We start from the raw sequence: 17,331 nt of genomic DNA on the forward strand, positions 1-17,331 counted from the left end.
GGCGGGCTTGACCGATCATACCCGGGTCAGTTCCCACTGTTTGTCCAGCCGCTTTACCGATACTGTCATGACCGTTCCAAGCTGCTGAGCAAAAAACGAAACGCGGTATTCCTCAAGCATCCAGCGGTAGGTAACGAGTTCGGGATCACGAACACCCTGTTTTCGCTGCTCGTCGCGCTTGCTTGCGTAACGACTCCACAGCGATTCACTGGTATGCAAAAATTCCCGTTCACGCCCCATCTCCCTGGGCATCTTTTCAAGCCGGACCAGCGCTGCTTCAAAATAACGCCCAAACTCCGCCAGCCATTGCGGGGATGTTTCCACCAGAAACCCAGGATAAACAAGGTTTTGCATCTGAAACTTCAAGTCAGCCATGCTGTTTGCAAGCGCCAGATTGATCTTGCCTTTCAGTCGTTTTGCGACTTTCTGATAACCGGTCATCGCCCGGTGAAGGCGTTCGTCCGCCTGTTCCAAAGCAGGAATAAAATCGCCTCTGTTCTGATCAAACAGAGCATCAAAAGCCTCCCGACTATTGGGGACATTGCCTTGTAAAAAGTGTTCCATTGCAGTGGAAACAAGCAAGTCATCCAGAAGCACCTTTGCCTGCCCGACGGTTGCAAACATCAGGGCGGACTGTTTAAAGAGAGGCAGTTTCCTCTCCAGGTCATCCAGAGTGTTACCAAACCGGTTAAGTATGAGGCGCGCTACCCCTTTGCGAGTTGTATCTTCTGCAGTGAGGCGATCCAGGCAGCGAATCTCACGAACCTTTTTGCCCAAATCTTCAAGCGCAGGATAAACCGTGATCTGCATTCCGCCTTTTTCGGTCTGCACCTGAGCTGGCAGCTCGCCAAACTCCCAAGCCTCGTACTCGCCCGCAGGCTCCTGATTCCGGGTATCGCTTGTTGCCGACGCAAGAGCCTCTTCAGCACGCCCCTCAAGCTGACTCTGCAATTCACCCGTTTCACGACTTTCGGCGATCACTTTTCCGCCATCCCCAAGTACTCTCAGGTTCATTCTCAGGTGACGAGGCAGCTCATCCCGAGGCCAGGCTTCGGGCTCAATACGCACTCCAGTCATCCGCCGCAGCTGATCGCCCAGCTGCAAAGCCAGAGGCTCGTTGGACGGCTGAAGGTTGGCAATAGCAGCGTCCACAAAATCCGGAACCGGCACAAAGTTTCGGCGCAGGGACTTCGGAAGCCCTTTAACCAACGCAATACACTTCTCTCGAAGCAGCCCCGGCACCAACCATTCAAGGCGCCGGGAAGGAATTTGCCGCAGTGCCATCAATGGCACCTGGAGCGTAACCCCATCACGCTCACTGGTTGGCTCAAACTCGTAACTCAGGGGATAACGGACACCCTCCCACTCCAGAAAATCCGGATATAAGTCACCCGCCAACGCGTCAACAGGCCTTTGCAGGACATCCTCTTCGGTCAATTCCAGATTGCGAAGCTGTTCAGCCGTGAGGCTTTTCCACCAGCTTTCGAAATGACGACCGCTTACGATCCCCGGAGGCAGGCGCTCATCGTAAAAACCAACCAGCACCTCGTCGTCCACCAAAAGGTCCCGGCGGCGGGTTTTCTTTTCCAGATCCTCTACACTGGCCAGCATCTCGCGGTTGCGGCTTATAAACGGAGCTTTCGATCGATAATCACCCTCTACCAGTGCATGGCGGATAAACAGGTTGCGGCACTCTACGGGGTCTATTTTGCTGAACGCTATGCGGCGTTTTGGCACCACATCCAGGCCATAAAGTGTAATCTTTTCGAAACCCATCACCTGGGCTCTCTTCTGCTCCCAGTGAGGCTCGAAATAGTGATGCTTCACCACATGCCCGGCCAAGGGTTCTATCCACTCGGGCTGAATCGCGGCCACCATACGAGCAAACACCCGACTGGTCTCAACAATTTCTGTGGCGACAATCCATTTCGGTCCGGTTTTGGACACTTTCGAGCCGGGAAAAATCAACACCTTGCGATTACGGGTGGCCAGGTATTCCTTTTTCTCGACCTTGGTCGCCACCTGCCCCAGCAGCCCCGCCAGAATAGCCTTGTGAATTTTGTCGTAGGTAGCAGCGTCTTTATTAAATGACAATTTCTGATCACGACAAATCAGGGTGAGTTGTCGATGAATGTCGCGCCACTCCCGCATACGCATCCAGCTGAGAAAACTCTTCTGGCACACCTTCTTGAGCTGATTCTGGGAAATCTCCTGGCGCTGTTCCTCGTAAAAATTCCAGATATTCAACAGAGTGATAAAGTCGGAATCTTTATCATTGAACGGCGCATGAGCCTGGTCCGCAGCCTGCTGCTTATCCTGCGGGCGTTCTCTCGGATCCTGAACACTCAGGCCCGCGATAACAATCAGCGTTTCTGCCAGGCTGCCCTGGTCTGCGGAAGTTACCAGCATTCGGGCCAGGCGCGGATCCAGTGGAAGCTTCGCCATGGTGCGCCCGAGCTTCGTAACTCGCCGGGAACCGTCGACAGCACTCAGTTCTTCAAGCAGCTTGTAGCCATCGTTGATCAGGCGCTTGTCTGGCGCCTCAAGAAACGGAAAATTACGAATCTCACCGAGGCCGGACGTGGCCATCTGCAAAATAACGGAGGCCAGATTGGTACGTAGTATTTCCGGATCGGTGTATTCGGGGCGGTTGAGAAAATCCGTTTCATCATACAAACGAAAACAGATACCCGGGGCAACCCGGCCACAACGGCCCGAGCGCTGGTTGGCGCTGGCTTGCGATACCGGCTCAACGGGCAGACGCTGTATTTTGGAGCGAACGCTGTAGCGGCTGATTCGCGCAACACCGGTATCAATCACGTAACGAATACCCGGCACCGTGAGCGACGTTTCGGCAACGTTGGTGGAAAGCACGATCCGGCGGCCACGATGGTTCTGGAATACCCGGTTCTGCTCCTGGTTGCTCAACCGGGAATATAAAGGAAGGACTTCCGTGTGCCGGAGTTCTGCGTGGCGCAATACTTTGCTGAGGTTGCGAATCTCACGTTCGCCCGGCAGAAATATCAATACATCGCCCGGCGGTAGCTTGTCGCTGCGCTCGTGCTGTTCGATCTCATCAAGGGCCGCGAGAACCCCGTCATTCCAGCCCTGGTCGCGATCGTCTTCATCACCAGTGAGCGGCCGGTAACGAACCTCTACCGGGAAGGTGCGCCCACTCACTTCAAGCACCGGCGCTTTGTTGAAGAACTCGCTGAAACGGTCTACTTCAATGGTGGCAGAAGTAATGATGACTTTGAGATCAGGACGTTTGGGTAGAAGCTGTTTCAGGTAGCCCAGCAGAAAGTCGATGTTCAGGCTGCGCTCGTGGGCTTCATCAATAATCAGTGTGTCGTAGCGTTTTAGATAGCGGTCGTGCTGGACTTCCGCCAGCAGAATCCCGTCGGTCATTACCTTGACCCGGGTCTGGTTCGAAGTATTGTCAGCAAAACGAACCTGATAGCCGATCTGCTGACCAGTCTGCTCACCAAGCTCATCAGCAATACGGGATGCAACGCTACGAGCCGCAATGCGCCGCGGCTGGGTATGACCAATTAGGCCGCGAATCCCGCGGCCCATGTTCATGCAGATTTTGGGTATCTGAGTGGTTTTTCCGGAGCCAGTTTCACCAGCAACGATGACAACCTGGTGGTTCTCAATCGCCTCCCGGATGTCGTCTACGCGATCAGATACCGGCAGCCCTGCCGGAAAACTTATTGGTTTGTGCAGGGCAGCCCGGATATCAGAGTGCAAAGTCACCGTAATTACTTGTTCCCCGGTTCATCACGCAATTCGCGGCGCAAAATCTTGCCTACGTTAGTCTTGGGCAGATCATCGCGGAACTCGAAGAAGCGCGGTACTTTGTAGGCTGTGAGGCGCTCACGGCAGAACTCTTTCAACTCGTTCTCAGTGACACCTTCGGCTGTCGGAACGAGGTAGACCTTCACTGCTTCCCCGCTTTTGGCATCCGGGACGCCAACAGCTGCGCACTCGACCACCTTCGGATGGCTGGTCACGACATCTTCGATCTCGTTCGGGTAAACGTTAAACCCGGACACGATAATCATGTCCTTCTTACGGTCAACAATTCGGATATACCCGTCTTCCTGAATCAACGCCACATCCCCGGTCTGGATATAACCATCTTCAGTGAAGGATTTCTGCGTGTCCTCGGGGCGCTGCCAGTAGCCACGCATTACCTGCGGACCTTTCACGCACAGCTCGCCCGGTGTCCCCAGCGCAGTCTCATTGCCATCATCATCAATAGTTTTGACCTGGGTCGATGGAACCGGCAAGCCAATGGTGCCCAACTGTATGGCACTGCGGGGATTGAAGGTAACCACCGGAGACGTTTCGGTCATGCCGTAGCCTTCCGAGATGGGACAGCCAGTTACCCGCTCCCACATCTTCGCTGTATCGCTGGTCAGCGCCATACCGCCTGAAGACGTAAGCTTGAGGTGGCTGAAATCCAGATCCTGAAACTCTTCGTTGTTGCACAGGGCAACAAACAAGGTGTTCAGGCCAAGGAATGCTGTGAACTTGTGGTTTTTGAGCTCTTTGACAAAACCTGGAATATCCCGCGGGTTAGGAATCAGCACGTTATGGCCGCCGGCTTCGAGCATGATGCCGCAGTTCAGGGTGAACGAATAAATGTGATAAAGAGGCAGAGGGGCAATCACCGTTTCCTGCCCTTCAATGATGGTGTCTTCCATCATCGGACGAACCTGCAGCAGGTTTGCAACCAGGTTACCGTGTGTGAGCATCGCACCTTTGGCGACACCCGTTGTTCCGCCCGTATACTGCAGCACAGCAATGTCGTCCTGCTTACACTCAACTGGAGTAAACTTCTCACGGGCACCTGCACTGAGTACGGCCGGAAGTTTATGGGCCTGCGGAATATTGAACGGTGGCACCATCTTTTTAACATGCTTGACGACGGCATTCATCAGCGTGCGCTTAATAGGCGAATGCATGTCGGCAATTTCAGTAACGATCACATGCTCAATGCTGGTATGGGGCAGAACCTTCTCGGCGTTTTCAGCCATGTTGGCAAGCACCACCAGTGCCTTGGCACCGGAGTCGTTAAACTGGTGCTCCATCTCGCGCGTGGTGTATAGCGGGTTGGTATTGACCACAATAAGGCCAGCACGCATGGCACCAAACACTACAACCGGATACTGGGTCAGGTTGGGCATTTGGACCGCGATACGGTCACCAGGTTTCAGATCGGTTTTGTTTTGCAGCCAGGCAGCGAAGTTCCGGGTTTGAGTATCCAGTTCGCGGTAAGTCAGAGTTGCACCGACAGCACTGAAAGCCGGGCGGTCACCGTATTTCTTTACCGCCTGATCAAACACATCCACCATGCTGTTGTACTTTTTCAGATCGACTTCGCGTGGGACACTGGCAGGGTATTTGTCCTGATAGAACTTCTCAAAATCCATCGCTATCTCCTGTCTGGCGCTTTTCTTTATAATGATTTACCAATGCCGTGCGATCAAAAAATCAACTCGACATAAGTATCAGCCTCAAAAAGTCGGGAGAGAATAGCAGTTTTGTTACCGATGAGGTAGTTTCGACGCATAACAAGAAGGACTACCCCCTGCCAACCTTAAGCACGGAGCACTTGATGAGCGACACCCTTGATACTCTTGAAAACATTACCTATGACGAGCTAAACGAGGGTGACACCGCTACGTTTACCCGGACACTTTCGGAAGATGATCTCGTTCTGTTTGCCGCTGTTTCAGGGGATGTTAATCCAGTACACCTGGACCCTGAATATGCCTCCCATTCCATGTTCAAGGAACGGGTAGCCCATGGTATGTGGAGCGGTGCCCTGGTCTCTGCTGCACTTGCGACGGTTATGCCAGGCCCGGGTACGGTTTATCTGGAGCAAAGCCTGTCGTTCAAACGCCCCGCAAAGCTCGGCGATACGCTGACCGTTGGCCTTACAGTGCTGCGCAAAGCCCCCAAAAACCGGGTTGTTTTAAAGTGTGACGTGACAAACCAGAACAACCAAAAGGTTGTTACCGGAGAAGCCAGGGTTATTGCGCCAACAGAGAAGGTTTCCCTTTACAAGCCGACACTTCCGAAAATCACAATTGAAGGTCGTGACTGAACGCAAAAATCTCTATTTCAGCCCGGCAAAAAGTCGATTGGAAACCTTACCTTCCGGGCTTCAACCTTGTCGGCGCCAAAGTTGAAAAGTCGCACACGCATAGCAATTTTCTGCTCCAGCTTCGGGTTCTCAAGCTCCGAACTTACCACCGTGCACGCAGACACCGAACCGTCGGGTTCTATGACGAGCTCCAGTAGAACCTTACCTGCCAGGGTCGGATCCTGCCTGAGCTCTCTCTGGTATAGGGAATAGAGTACTGTTTTGCCGGAATCAAACACCTGCCGAATGTTACTCATTGCCCGCTCACCCATCGACGGAGCCTTGTCAGGCGCTGGCGTACTGGCCACAACAGGTTCCGATTGACGAGCAGCTTCGACTTTTCTTACTTCGTGGCCGGCAACTTCTGCATCTAAGCGTATTGCCTGGACATCCTGTACACCACCACTCCCCTGCAGAGCATCGGCAGAACCTTGAGCTCCTGCATTAGCGGTACGGACAGTGTCAGACTGATTATTCACATTGGCCTGTATGGCGGGGGCTTTTTCTGGCGCAGTTTCGCGCATGGATGCCAGGCGGTCTTTCATGGCCAGAAGGCCAGAACGAGATGCTTTTTCACGAGCCAATTCAACACGCTGGGCAGTTGGCTTTGGTGATTGTTTCACCGGCACAGGCTGAACTTCCTTTGACAGCTGAGTGATCGGCTTGGGTTTGGGCTTTGGTTCCGGTTGAGGCTTTACGGGCTCAGCCTCCATGGCTTCAGTTTTGGCAGGTTTTGGCTCAGGCAAAGCCAGTGTCTCAACAGATTCAGGGGCTGGTTTTTCAAGGGCTTCTCTCTTCACCACAAGCCTTGCGAGCTGGGGCGGCAAGCTTTCAGTTGTCGTCCGCTCTAGCTCCGGAACATCGAGTACAGGAATGATCATGGCAAGTGGAACGAATAGTAGAAGGGCCAAGGCTGTGATGAGTACCAGCCGTAAGCGTTCCCCCTCTTCCCTACTCCAGGATAGCGACGACAAAGAGGTCCGCCCGAAATGCTCAAGGGCGCCGAAATCGCTACTCACAGGCATCGTATTCATCGCCGTCATTGCCATTCCCCAGCTCGGACGGCAGGATTCGCAATACCCAGGTTCTGGCGAAACTCACGATGGCGTTCAAGCACCAAAGGATCAAGAGGCTGCACCAGTTCCGGTGCGGTGTTTTCCAGTTCCGCGCGCGGCCGGCGTGGTAGTGTGGGTGCTCGCCAAGGCAAGATATTCAGCACGCGGGGCTCATCTTCTCCCATACTGGCGGATATACCCTCGATACCCTCGATACCCTCGATACTCTCAATACTCTCGATACCCAGGTATCGCGGTTTATCCGAAGCTGCGCAAAGAGCCGGAGCCGTTACAAATATCAGGGTGAGTAGCCCGAATGAGACATTCAAGATGGCCCGGTTATAAATCCAGAACGCCGCTTCCATCATTACTCCAGCCTTCTTTTCAGATCAGTAATCCAGCCCGTTACCTTTTTGTCTTCATTGGCGGAGAGTGTCTGGTAACGCTGGTAGTGTATGAGTGCCCGGTCGAGATCAAGCAGGTAAAGCTCGGAAATCACCGCAAGATTGTAGTGCAGGTCGGCAACGTCTGGAGCGCTCTCAAGACCGGTCTCCAGCAGCATGGCGGCCTCACCGTAACGATGCTGCTGCATAAACTTAAGCGCCTGATTATTCAGGCTTGCAACATCAACCGGCTCCGGTGAAATGGCCTCAGAAGTTTTCATCGACTGCGTGGCACAGCCTGCTAACATAAAAACGGCAACCAGTGCGCCACACAACATCCAAATCCTGAACACAAACAAGCGGAAAGAAATCTGTTCAGGCATCGTCTTTGCCCTCTGTCGTAACGGTCATCCAACGAAAAGACCGGCTATAGCGACCAGGGTGCAACTCTGCCAGCATGCCCAGACTTTTTCCGATCCAGGAATTAAACCCGTTGGCTGTGATGCGCCGATGGTTTTGCGAATGCAACGCAATTGCTCGCTCTTCAAATGGGTAGGCTTCCTCCTCAAGCAACATCCTGTACTGCATCTGTTCCAGCTCATTCAATTCTTCCGGAGCGCTGGATGCCATCAGATCTCTGGCCATAATTCGGTGAAGCTCAGCGCGGCGGAACAGTGACTCCGAAAATACTGCTGAACCACCAAGAGACTCTGCATTGCGGAAACTGGCCTGCGCCCTGGCCATGGCCGCCTGCTTGCGATCAAGTGATTGCTCAAGAGGATTGTTGAGCTCAATACTGGCAAATTCTTCGGCGGCTTCTGCCCCCAGTTTCAGTGCGCCATCCGCCGCCCACTTAAGCGTAACTTCCGAATGCCAGCTGCTTTTCAGCTCTGCGGACACCATATCAGCGCGCCATTGCGAGGGAGAGCTTCCCTTTTCTATGAGTCTGTAGCGCATCGTCTGCAAGCGGATATGTTCATTGGCTTCCAGTGCGACCGGGCCGCTGGCAAGATAACCTTCGTAAACCGCATTGCGTTGTTCATCTTCTCCGGCTGTATGGAAAAGTTCAGCCGCCCGTAACCGATAACCCCATACATCACCCTCCAATCGCGGCTGTTGGCCGAGGTCGTCAGCCATAGACATTAACTCGCCGGCTGCCAGCTCCTGTTGATCCGATGAGGTGTAAGCAAGAACCAGTTTTTCGCTTATTTCCGGGCCAAGTGCGTGTTGCGGATAATCATTGCGGAAGCGGTTGAGCTCGTTAATCGCCAACTGCCACTGCGAGGCCCTGACCAGCGTATTTGCCGCATCAAAACGCCCCTTGATAGCCGTTTCCGAGCCCGGCAGCACTGTCTCAACCCTCTGAAAATGCGCTACTGCAATCGAAACTTTGCCAGCGTCGGCAGCCTGTTCGCCCTGCCGGTAGATCGCGGTAGCGAGCTGCTCTTGCAGATTCGGTATTCCCTGTTTCATAGCATCGGTTGCGAACTCCTTGGAGGCCAGGGTTATTGCCTCGCGCCAGGCCCTCTCTGCAAGCCCGTACTCAGCCATATGCTGACGCACCTGGGCAGTAACCAGCCAGCCGGCGAATCGGGAATCAGGTGCGGCCTTTTGGTGAACAACAGCCTGAGTGCCATAACGTAATGCCTGCTCATATTCCCCGGATTCCAGCCAGTGAGTTGCGAGCTCTGCCAACAAACCCGGAACCCGCCCATCGCTACCGTATTGTTCTGCGTACCGATCTAATTCAGCGGCAAGGTCTGCAAGGTCGGGCGCATACCCTGCCGAAACCGATTCATCCCTTGTGCCTGCCCGAACCAAAGCGATTGCAGCCCAGCCGGCATCTGCAGCATATTCGTAGTCTGTTAACTCGTAAGCGGCAGCGCGATAGTTTGCGAGCGCAGCGAGATAATCCTCTGCCTGTAGCCGAGCATCGCCCGCAAGACGAAAAAGCTCACCCGGTGCTTTGCTGCGACTGGCCAGCCCTTCGTAATAGGCTGCTGCAACCGAATACTGTGCAGCGGCATCCTCCGCTTGGGGAACACCCTGTGCGTAGTAATAATCTGCGAGAAAACGGCTGAACTCACGCCACTTTTCTCGGTATCCAGCCTCAAGGGCAGCGTAATCCCCTTGATCATCAAACAGGGAAATGTAGTCAGCCATAGCTCGCCGGGCCATTTCAGACTGACCGGCCCGGTTCCATACGTCGACAACCTGCGCCATAAAACCGGCCCGCTGCGGATGCTCAGGGAAGTACTCTGCAAATGCCCGGTTGGTCGCCACACTGGCCTCGGCGTCACCTTGTACTGCATAGAAATCGGCAAGGCGATCGAATACCAGTGGTGCCCAAACGCTTGGCGTTCCGGGCTGGAGCCAGTCCATCAATGTTTCTGCGCCGCCCAGGCGGCTGGCCATCAGCGCCAGAATCCGTAGCGTGTCATCTACGGTGTCTACGCTCGATTCAGGTAGCTGAGCAAGGCTTTCAGCGTTTGGCAGGGATTCATCCAACACCTCCACAAATGTGCGCCCTGCCCGCTCCCACGCCTGCGGTCCCTGCTTGAAAAGCGCCCACCCGAGCATGTAACGCGCTTTGTTTTCGAGTTCACCGGGATCGCCGTTCCCATCAACAAGTTTCCGATACCCGGCCTCGGCTTCCGCGTAATCTCCAGCCGCAAATGCCGATTCGGCAATCCGGAACCAAGCTTCCGGAACCAAAGGCGAATCCGGATACAGCCCCACGAGTTGTTGCAGACGTTTTACCGAGGCCTGGTGCTGCCCTGTTAACGCGTGGGCTTTTGCCATCTGGTAGAGGAGTTCATCAAGGCGCCCGCCAAACACGCCTCGCTCAAGAATGGTCTTATAGCTTTCAATCGCCTGTCGGTAAACGTCTGCTTCTTCCGCGGGGCTGAACCCATTATCTTCACCGGAGCGATCGCGAATATTAGTCAGCCGGTTCAATGCATCTACACGCACTGAAGGCTCACCAGTCGTATTGAACAATCGCTGGTAACGTCTGGCTACCTCGGCAGGGGATATTGCAGGAAGCGGTCTGGACTCGAACTTCAAAAATACGGGGCGCATGTCCGCAATGGTTTCGCCGTCCTTGCCTAGCTCTACGCGAAGAGGCTCCTGCCCATGGGCGAAACTGAAAAACAAACACAGTGGCAGTGCAGCAACGCGCAGGTTCCTCAAATTTTCGCCTTTAAAGCCTGGGAGCCTCATCTGCCCTGCTCCCCGGACTCCAGTTCCTTCAGGGCCAGATACTCATAGAGATGGGCGATCTGTTGCTCTGTTTTGTCCAGAGCAACCATCATCTTTTTGTCCCGTTTTTTAACAAACCCCAGCGCCAACTCATCAAGCAAAACTTCTGAAGGCCCACGCAAAGCACTCACAGACTCGAGGTGAGACAGTGAGCTTTCGCGTAGCTGCCGGGCCTCGACAAGCAAGGCTTTCAGATCCCGAGAACGGTTGGCAAACAGTCCCTGAAATTTGGCAAGCTGCCGCCCGGAATCCAGAAGCGTCATCTTGGCTATCCTCAGCTGCTGACGCTGATCGGCGCTCAACTCACGGCTGCCCAAACGCTCCAACAGAACATTCAGGCGGGTCTGTAAGCGTGAATGAGCACGATTCAAGGCTTCCTGTTTTACTGTCTCGTTTGGGGAGTCTGATGATTCAAGCTGGCCAGTAATGGAAGCGATAAAAACATCGAGGTCCTGGACATTAGCCTGGAGCTGAACCTCCATCTGTTCGAGATTCGCGACCCGGCTTACAGCTTCTTGCGAAGCGGGCTGCTCCATAAAGCCGAGCAGGTAGGCCATACGAGGCTGAGCAAGCGTTCGACTGTCTGCCAGAAACCATTCTACTTTCGGGCTGCCAAAGCCAGACTCATCGAAAAAAGAGCCTTGCGCATCTAGAACCAGCGCCTTATAAGCACCCTGATCTTCAATCTGGCGTGCCAGTTTTCGTAGGGTAACGCGCTCACTTTCATAGGCAGCATTTGCTGACAGGTAGGCCTCGCCAGCTTGCCCAAGATACCCCGCCAGGTCATAACCACGCCCCATTCCTAACCAGGCTTCCGCAACTCCAGGATAGGCGAGTGGGTACTTCTTCGCTCGGTGCCAGCTCTGCATGGCGGCGCGATGGTGACCTTGTTCTGCCAGCGCCAGGCCATGAAAGTAGAGCGCCTGGGGAGTTTTGTGGCTATTCAGCGGTATTCTTTCAAGAAAACCAATGGCCTTCTCATACTCGGAATTGATGTACGAAAGATAGCCAGCACGCAGAAAAATACGGGCCTGGAGATCGGTTTTACGCTGAGTGTCGGCATCCTTATCTGCCATGGCCAGCGCTACTCGTAACGCAACCAAAGCGCGGGAAGGGTTCAGGTCATTGCGTGCGTAGTCAGATGAAAGATTAAGGTAACCAACTGCAGACCAGTACCCTGCAGCCATATCGGCAAGAATCTTACCCGCTTCCTCGACATCTCCGCGGGAACGGGCAACCTCGGCCTGCCCGAAAAGAGCCTGTTGCCTTGGCTTAAGGTGTTCAGATGATTCGCTACAAGCCGGGACCGCCATCAAGACAAACAGAACAGCCAGACCGGTGCGCATAGCCAATAACCTCATCACCGGTTACTTCCACTCAACAACGGATACGCGAGGTTCAAATTCAGGCGCTTTAGCTTCCAGCGCCATCTGTAAACGGAGGACGCCAGGGCGTTTTTGAAAGCGATGAGAGGTTTCCCGGCGCACGAAACGGTCATTAGCTGCCCGCGCCGTGATCACTGCTTTTAACTCATGCTCTCCGCTAGCCAGATTACCGATGAAAAGCTGCTGAATACTTCCTTGCTGCAGAGAAGCGTTCTCTTTACCGGTATACAGGTGCGAAGCTGCCGGTTTGCCATTCACAAACAGTTCTACAGAATCCAGATCAAGGACATCCCGGCTGGCGAGTGTCAGAAAAACTGCCAGTCGCGTATCGACGGGGTGAAGCACCCTCTGTTCAAACTTGAAGACCTCATTCGCATGTGCTGTGACTGCGGACTTCAGTTCTGCGATCTCCTCATCGATAGAGGCCGCAAAGGCCTCGCCATGGCTGAACACTAGCGAAAGAGTGGTCAGGCCACTGCATATAAACGCTAAGCCTCTATTCTTTCTGCCCCGGCATTCTTGTGTTTTTTGTGGGCTAAACATAAGCCGCCTGCTCCCTGCCGCCTCTCAACCTTTCGTCTGTTGATCACAAACTGACAAGAAGAGTAACACCAGGTAACAAAGCAGAACGGTAAGCAGATCACCAAATAGAAAATCCGGAGTTCCGTCTGTTGACCGGCCAATTGGGGGAAGTGTCGAATTATTTAACGTACAGGAAAGGAGACTTCCAAAGCCATGCATAATATTCTGGATAAGGTTTAGCTCAAGCCATTGTTTTTACAACTTTATATTTTGATGGCCCTTAAATTGCTAAAACCAGATGGGCGGGGATGCGTTTACGCATCCCCGCTTGATATGCCGAGCTTTGCCGATGTCTCAACCGCATCGGCTTTTTTTATTTGCTCAAATGTTTCATGGCCGATTCCAGGCCTTCCACAGTGAGCGGATACATATGGTCGTTCACCAGCTGACGAGTCATACCCAATGAGCCACCAGAGCCCCAGTAACTTTCAGGCAGCGGGTTAATCCAGACCACCTTGCGGAAATGTTCGCTGATGCGCTGAAACCAGGTCGCCCCAGCTTCTTCGTTCCAATGCTCAATGGAACCTCCCGCGTGAGATATTTCATAGGGCGCCATGGTAGCGTCGCCTACGAAAATCACTTTATAGTCCGGCGAGTACTTGTGGAGAATATCCCAGGTACTTGTTGTCTCGTTCATGCGCCGGACGTTGTTCGTCCACAAGCTCTCATAAACGAAATTGTGAAAGTAAAAATACTCCATGTGCTTGAACTCGAGGCGCGCAGCGGAAAAAAGCTCTTCGCACACCCGTACATGCGGGTCCATCGAACCGCCCACGTCGAAAAAGATCAGCACTTTTACTGCATTATGGCGCTCTGGAACCATTTTAAGATCAAGATAACCTGCGTTACGGGCGGTCGAGCGAATGGTGTCGTCAAGATCAAGCTTGTCTGCAGCACCCTGCCGGGCGAACTTGCGCAAACGCCGGAGCGCTACCTTGATGTTCCGAATACCCAGGGTAACGCTGTCGTCCAGATCCTTGAACTCACGCTTTTCCCAAACCTTGACTGCACGCCCGTGCCTGCCTTTTTTCTGACCGATTCGGAAACCCTCCGGGTTGTACCCGTCGGCACCAAAAGGAGACGTTCCTCCGGTACCTATCCACTTGTTACCACCAGCATGGCGCTCTTTCTGCTCTTCCATGCGCTTTTTGAAGGTCTCAATCAGCTCTTCAAGACCACCAAGTGAATCAATTTTGGCTTTCTCTTCCTCGCTCAGATTTTTTTCGAACTCGGCGCGCAACCACTCATCAGGAATCAGGGCCTCAAGCATCTGATCCAGATGCTCAATCCCCTCAAAATAGGACTTGAAGGCCAGGTCGAACTTGTCGAAGTGGCGCTCGTCTTTCACCAGGCATAGCCGGGCGAGGTAATAAAACTCTTCCATATCCGCAAACGCGAGGCGCTGTTGCAACGCTTCCAGCAGATCGAGGAATTCGCGCAGGCTGGCAGGCACTTTGGCCCGCCGCACTTCGAGAAAGAAATCAATCAACATAAAACCGCACTCTTGCCGAATTTCAGCCGCGACGACGGGCCATAAACGCCAGCTTTTGCAGAAGGTGTACGTCTTGCTCGTTTTTCACCAGCGCGCCGTAAAGTGGCGGCAGCGCCGAACTGCTGTCTTTATCCTGAAGCAACTTGGCTGTCAGTTCGTCTGCCATCAGCAGTTTCAGCCAGTCAATCAGCTCCGAGGTAGAAGGCTTTTTCTTGAGGCCTGGCACCTTGCGAACATCAAAGAACACTTCCAGAGCGTCCTTGACCACCTGCTGCTGAATACCTGGAAAGTGAACATCCACGATGCTCTTCATGGTGTCGTGATCCGGGAAGCTGATGTAATGGAAGAAGCAACGGCGCAGAAAGGCATCCGGCAGTTCTTTTTCATTGTTACTGGTGATCACTATGATCGGCCGCTTATTGGCTTTAACGAACTGCTGGGTTTCGTATACATAAAACTCCATGCGATCCAGTTCCAGCAACAGATCGTTAGGGAATTCGATGTCGGCCTTGTCAATTTCATCAATCAGCAGCACGACCTGCTCTTCTGCTTCAAAAGCCTCCCAGAGCTTGCCCTTCACAATATAGTTGCTGATGTCTTTTACCTTCTCATCACCCAACTGGGAGTCCCGCAAACGGGACACCGCATCGTACTCATACAAGCCCTGTTGAGCTTTAGTGGTAGATTTGATGTGCCAGGGAATCAGGCGCATACCCAGAGCGCTCGCCATCTCCTCAGCCAGCAAGGTTTTGCCGGTGCCGGGCTCGCCTTTGATCAGCAATGGGCGTTGCAGCGTAATGGCCGCATTTACGGCCATTTGCAGGTCATCGGTGGCTACATACTTATCGGTACCGGTAAACTTCATCAGTATGGTTCCTGTCGGTTACTTTGAATTTTTTAAAGGTTACTTTTTCCGTTCATCGTCCGGATCGTTTTCCGGCTCATCATAATCTGGCAAATCGTCGAATTCGGACAAATCAAAATCGTCCAGACCGAACTCTTCTTCATCGTCTTCGTCCACTGGCTCGTCCAGCTCCGGGATAACCTCTTCCGGCTCCACAACTGCACTGGCAACAGGAATATCTTCGTCGGCAGGCTCTTCTTCCGGTTCTGGCTGCAAAACAGGTTCGGGCACAACTTCAGACTCAGGTTCCGGTTCTTGCTCAGGCTCAGGTTCCGGCTCGGGCTCTGGTTCCGGCTCTGGCTCTGGCTCTGGCTCTGGCTCTGGCTCTGGCTCTGGCTCTGGCTCTGGCTCTGGCTCTGGCTCTGGCTCAGATTCCGGCTCTGGCTCTGGCATTACAATCGGAGTTTCCGCCTCTATATCTGCCATTTCCTGTTTCAGATCATCGAAGTTCTCAGTTTCGGCATTCTCGGTATCCTCTCCGGCTGCCGCAGAGCGTCGTTTGCGAATCAGAAGAAGAATGATCAATGCGATAATGACGAGCGCTCCGACTCCGGCTCCTATCATCCACAGTGGGATGGGCAGCGCTGATGCCGGTTCCTGTTCTTCATTTGGTGAAGGCTTCTCTTCAGCTACTGGTTCTTCATTGGCTGAAGGCACTTCATCGACCAATGGCGCTTCTTCCGCCAAAGGCTCTTCTTCAACAGCCGAGGCCGGCTCATCGGGTTCCGCTGGTTCAATCTCACTGGCCTGCTCAGGCTCAGACTGTTCTACGAGACTGGTATCTATGGGTGCCCCGATGGTGGGTTCAACCATACCAACAGGCACCAAAAAGCGGGTTGTTGCGGTGAATTTACGGGCAAAGGTTTTGCCATCGGCTACAACATCTATTCTGTATAGACCCTCCGCCGGCAGTTTGCTGATCGCGTCTGCGTAAACACCGTCTTCCGGGGGCTGATCCGCTGAAAGCGCCTTGCTTCCGCTGCGCCCGTCTTCAGAGGTCACGCTGAGCTTTACACTCAGAACGTTGAGAAATTCCGGGTTGGTTATCGTTTCAGTCTTCTCGAAGAACGCTACGCGAATATCAATCGGTGATTCCGGAGTGAAGGTCGCGGGCACAGGGCTTACAACCATTCTCAAATCACTGACAACGGTCACACGACTGCCCTCACCCAGCTCACCGGTTACCCGCCATTCGCCGGCCTGGGGCTCTGTAATTGTGACAAGGTCATAGGCTGTTTCCCGCGCCCAACGAACGTTGTCTGGCTGGGCAGCAAAGAGGAGCTTCTGACCATCAGGCCGCACAAGCTCAAGGCTGGCTGGCTCTTCCGCTTCGCTTCCACTGGTCTCGCCGCGGAAGATCAATGCGGTAAATTCTTTTACACCGCCATCAACCGTGAACGCATTACCTTCGATGGGAATCTGTTCCTGGGGGGCTGCCGTATTGAGGGCGTCCAGAAAGGCCAGATTGAGAGATTCGGCCGTATCGGCAACACGAAAACTGCCTTGCGATTCCTCGGCAAGTGTCCTTAGAAAACCCGCATCGGCCTGGTCGGAAAGTGCAACCGGGTGAAAAGTCGCGCCTTTGGCCACCAGATCATTCAACAGCGCGCCCAGAATGCGCGCTTCTTCGGCCTGGTTTACATCCGCGCTGTCCGAGATATCTACCTTGCCGTCTGTCAGCAGGATAAAGTGCGTATTCTCCAGTGAACCACCGGTAACAAAATCATCGCTAGCAACTTCGATCGCTTTGCCCAGATTGGTACGCAAAGCGACAGAATTGATCTTACTGGACTCTGCAATAGCGGTTTCACGCCAGGATTCAGACACTTCACCGTGTGGCACCAACATGTTCACGTACTGGCCGAAGGTCCAGACACCAGCCGTACTTCCCTCTGGCAGCACCCGGGCCAACAGCCTTACAGCAGGCTGTCGCAAATTATTCGGGTCGGTTTCCTTCATAGAGCCTGAAATGTCCACGATAATCCGGACATCAGGGTTTTCCGGCAATGTCAGCTTCGTGGGCTCTTGCGCCCACAAGGTTACGGGCAGCAATAAAACAGTGAAAAAAACCAGCGTAAGGAGTCTCGGCATTATTGTTCTCAAAAATTTGTGTGG

Annotated in this window: 12 protein-coding genes; 1 reads left to right on the plus strand and 11 read right to left on the minus strand. The window is 53.6% G+C overall.

The genetic code is table 11. The features are described from left to right. Positions 1 to 15: 15 nt before the first annotated feature. Entirely contained in the window at positions 16 to 3,756 is a 3,741-nt protein-coding gene (hrpA, locus tag Q4501_RS10015; protein WP_303596073.1) for an ATP-dependent RNA helicase HrpA, read from the minus strand. Positions 3,757 to 3,761: 5 nt separating this feature from the next. Then, positions 3,762 to 5,438, minus strand: coding sequence for an AMP-binding protein (locus Q4501_RS10020; protein WP_303596074.1), 1,677 nt, complete (start codon positions 5,436 to 5,438; stop codon positions 3,762 to 3,764). A gap of 185 nt (positions 5,439 to 5,623) precedes the next feature. On the opposite strand from Q4501_RS10020, the gene Q4501_RS10025 reads away from it, so the two are divergent. Then, positions 5,624 to 6,115, plus strand: coding sequence for a MaoC/PaaZ C-terminal domain-containing protein (locus tag Q4501_RS10025; RefSeq protein WP_303596075.1), 492 nt, complete (start codon positions 5,624 to 5,626; stop codon positions 6,113 to 6,115). 17 nt (positions 6,116 to 6,132) lie between these two features. Here the strand turns inward: Q4501_RS10025 and Q4501_RS10030 are convergent, their stop codons facing one another. The 9 genes from Q4501_RS10030 to Q4501_RS10070 all read right to left on the minus strand — a co-directional run bounded on the left by Q4501_RS10030 (position 6,133) and on the right by Q4501_RS10070 (position 17,307). Beyond that, positions 6,133 to 7,197, minus strand: coding sequence for an AgmX/PglI C-terminal domain-containing protein (locus tag Q4501_RS10030; RefSeq protein ID WP_303596076.1), 1,065 nt, complete (start codon positions 7,195 to 7,197; stop codon positions 6,133 to 6,135). After that, positions 7,194 to 7,574: a hypothetical protein gene (locus Q4501_RS10035; protein WP_303596077.1), complete on the minus strand. Its 381-nt coding sequence runs from the start codon at positions 7,572 to 7,574 to the stop codon at positions 7,194 to 7,196. Before Q4501_RS10035 ends, Q4501_RS10030 begins: the two co-directional genes overlap by 4 nt. Positions 7,575 to 7,576: 2 nt before the next feature. After that, entirely contained in the window at positions 7,577 to 7,975 is a 399-nt protein-coding gene (locus Q4501_RS10040) for a hypothetical protein (RefSeq protein ID WP_303596078.1), read from the minus strand. Next, the gene (locus Q4501_RS10045; protein ID WP_303596079.1) at positions 7,968 to 10,814 is read right to left on the minus strand and encodes a tetratricopeptide repeat protein; all 2,847 of its coding nucleotides are present in this window, start codon (positions 10,812 to 10,814) and stop codon (positions 7,968 to 7,970) included. The genes Q4501_RS10040 and Q4501_RS10045 overlap by 8 nt, the downstream gene beginning before the upstream one ends. Further along, positions 10,811 to 12,199: a lipopolysaccharide assembly protein LapB gene (locus Q4501_RS10050; RefSeq protein ID WP_303596080.1), complete on the minus strand. Its 1,389-nt coding sequence runs from the start codon at positions 12,197 to 12,199 to the stop codon at positions 10,811 to 10,813. The genes Q4501_RS10045 and Q4501_RS10050 overlap by 4 nt, the downstream gene beginning before the upstream one ends. Positions 12,200 to 12,220: 21 nt before the next feature. Then, positions 12,221 to 12,781: an AraC family transcriptional regulator gene (locus Q4501_RS10055; RefSeq protein ID WP_303596081.1), complete on the minus strand. Its 561-nt coding sequence runs from the start codon at positions 12,779 to 12,781 to the stop codon at positions 12,221 to 12,223. A gap of 352 nt (positions 12,782 to 13,133) precedes the next feature. After that, entirely contained in the window at positions 13,134 to 14,312 is a 1,179-nt protein-coding gene (locus Q4501_RS10060; RefSeq protein WP_303596082.1) for a VWA domain-containing protein, read from the minus strand. Positions 14,313 to 14,334: 22 nt separating this feature from the next. Further along, a complete protein-coding gene (locus Q4501_RS10065; RefSeq protein ID WP_303596083.1) occupies positions 14,335 to 15,177 on the minus strand; it encodes a MoxR family ATPase in 843 nt (280 codons plus the stop codon). Between the two features lie 39 nt (positions 15,178 to 15,216). Then, positions 15,217 to 17,307: a vWA domain-containing protein gene (locus Q4501_RS10070; protein ID WP_303596084.1), complete on the minus strand. Its 2,091-nt coding sequence runs from the start codon at positions 17,305 to 17,307 to the stop codon at positions 15,217 to 15,219. Between the last annotated feature and the right edge of the window lie 24 nt (positions 17,308 to 17,331).

The organism is Marinobacter sp. 2_MG-2023 (assembly GCF_030546935.1).
Taxonomy (GTDB): domain Bacteria; phylum Pseudomonadota; class Gammaproteobacteria; order Pseudomonadales; family Oleiphilaceae; genus Marinobacter.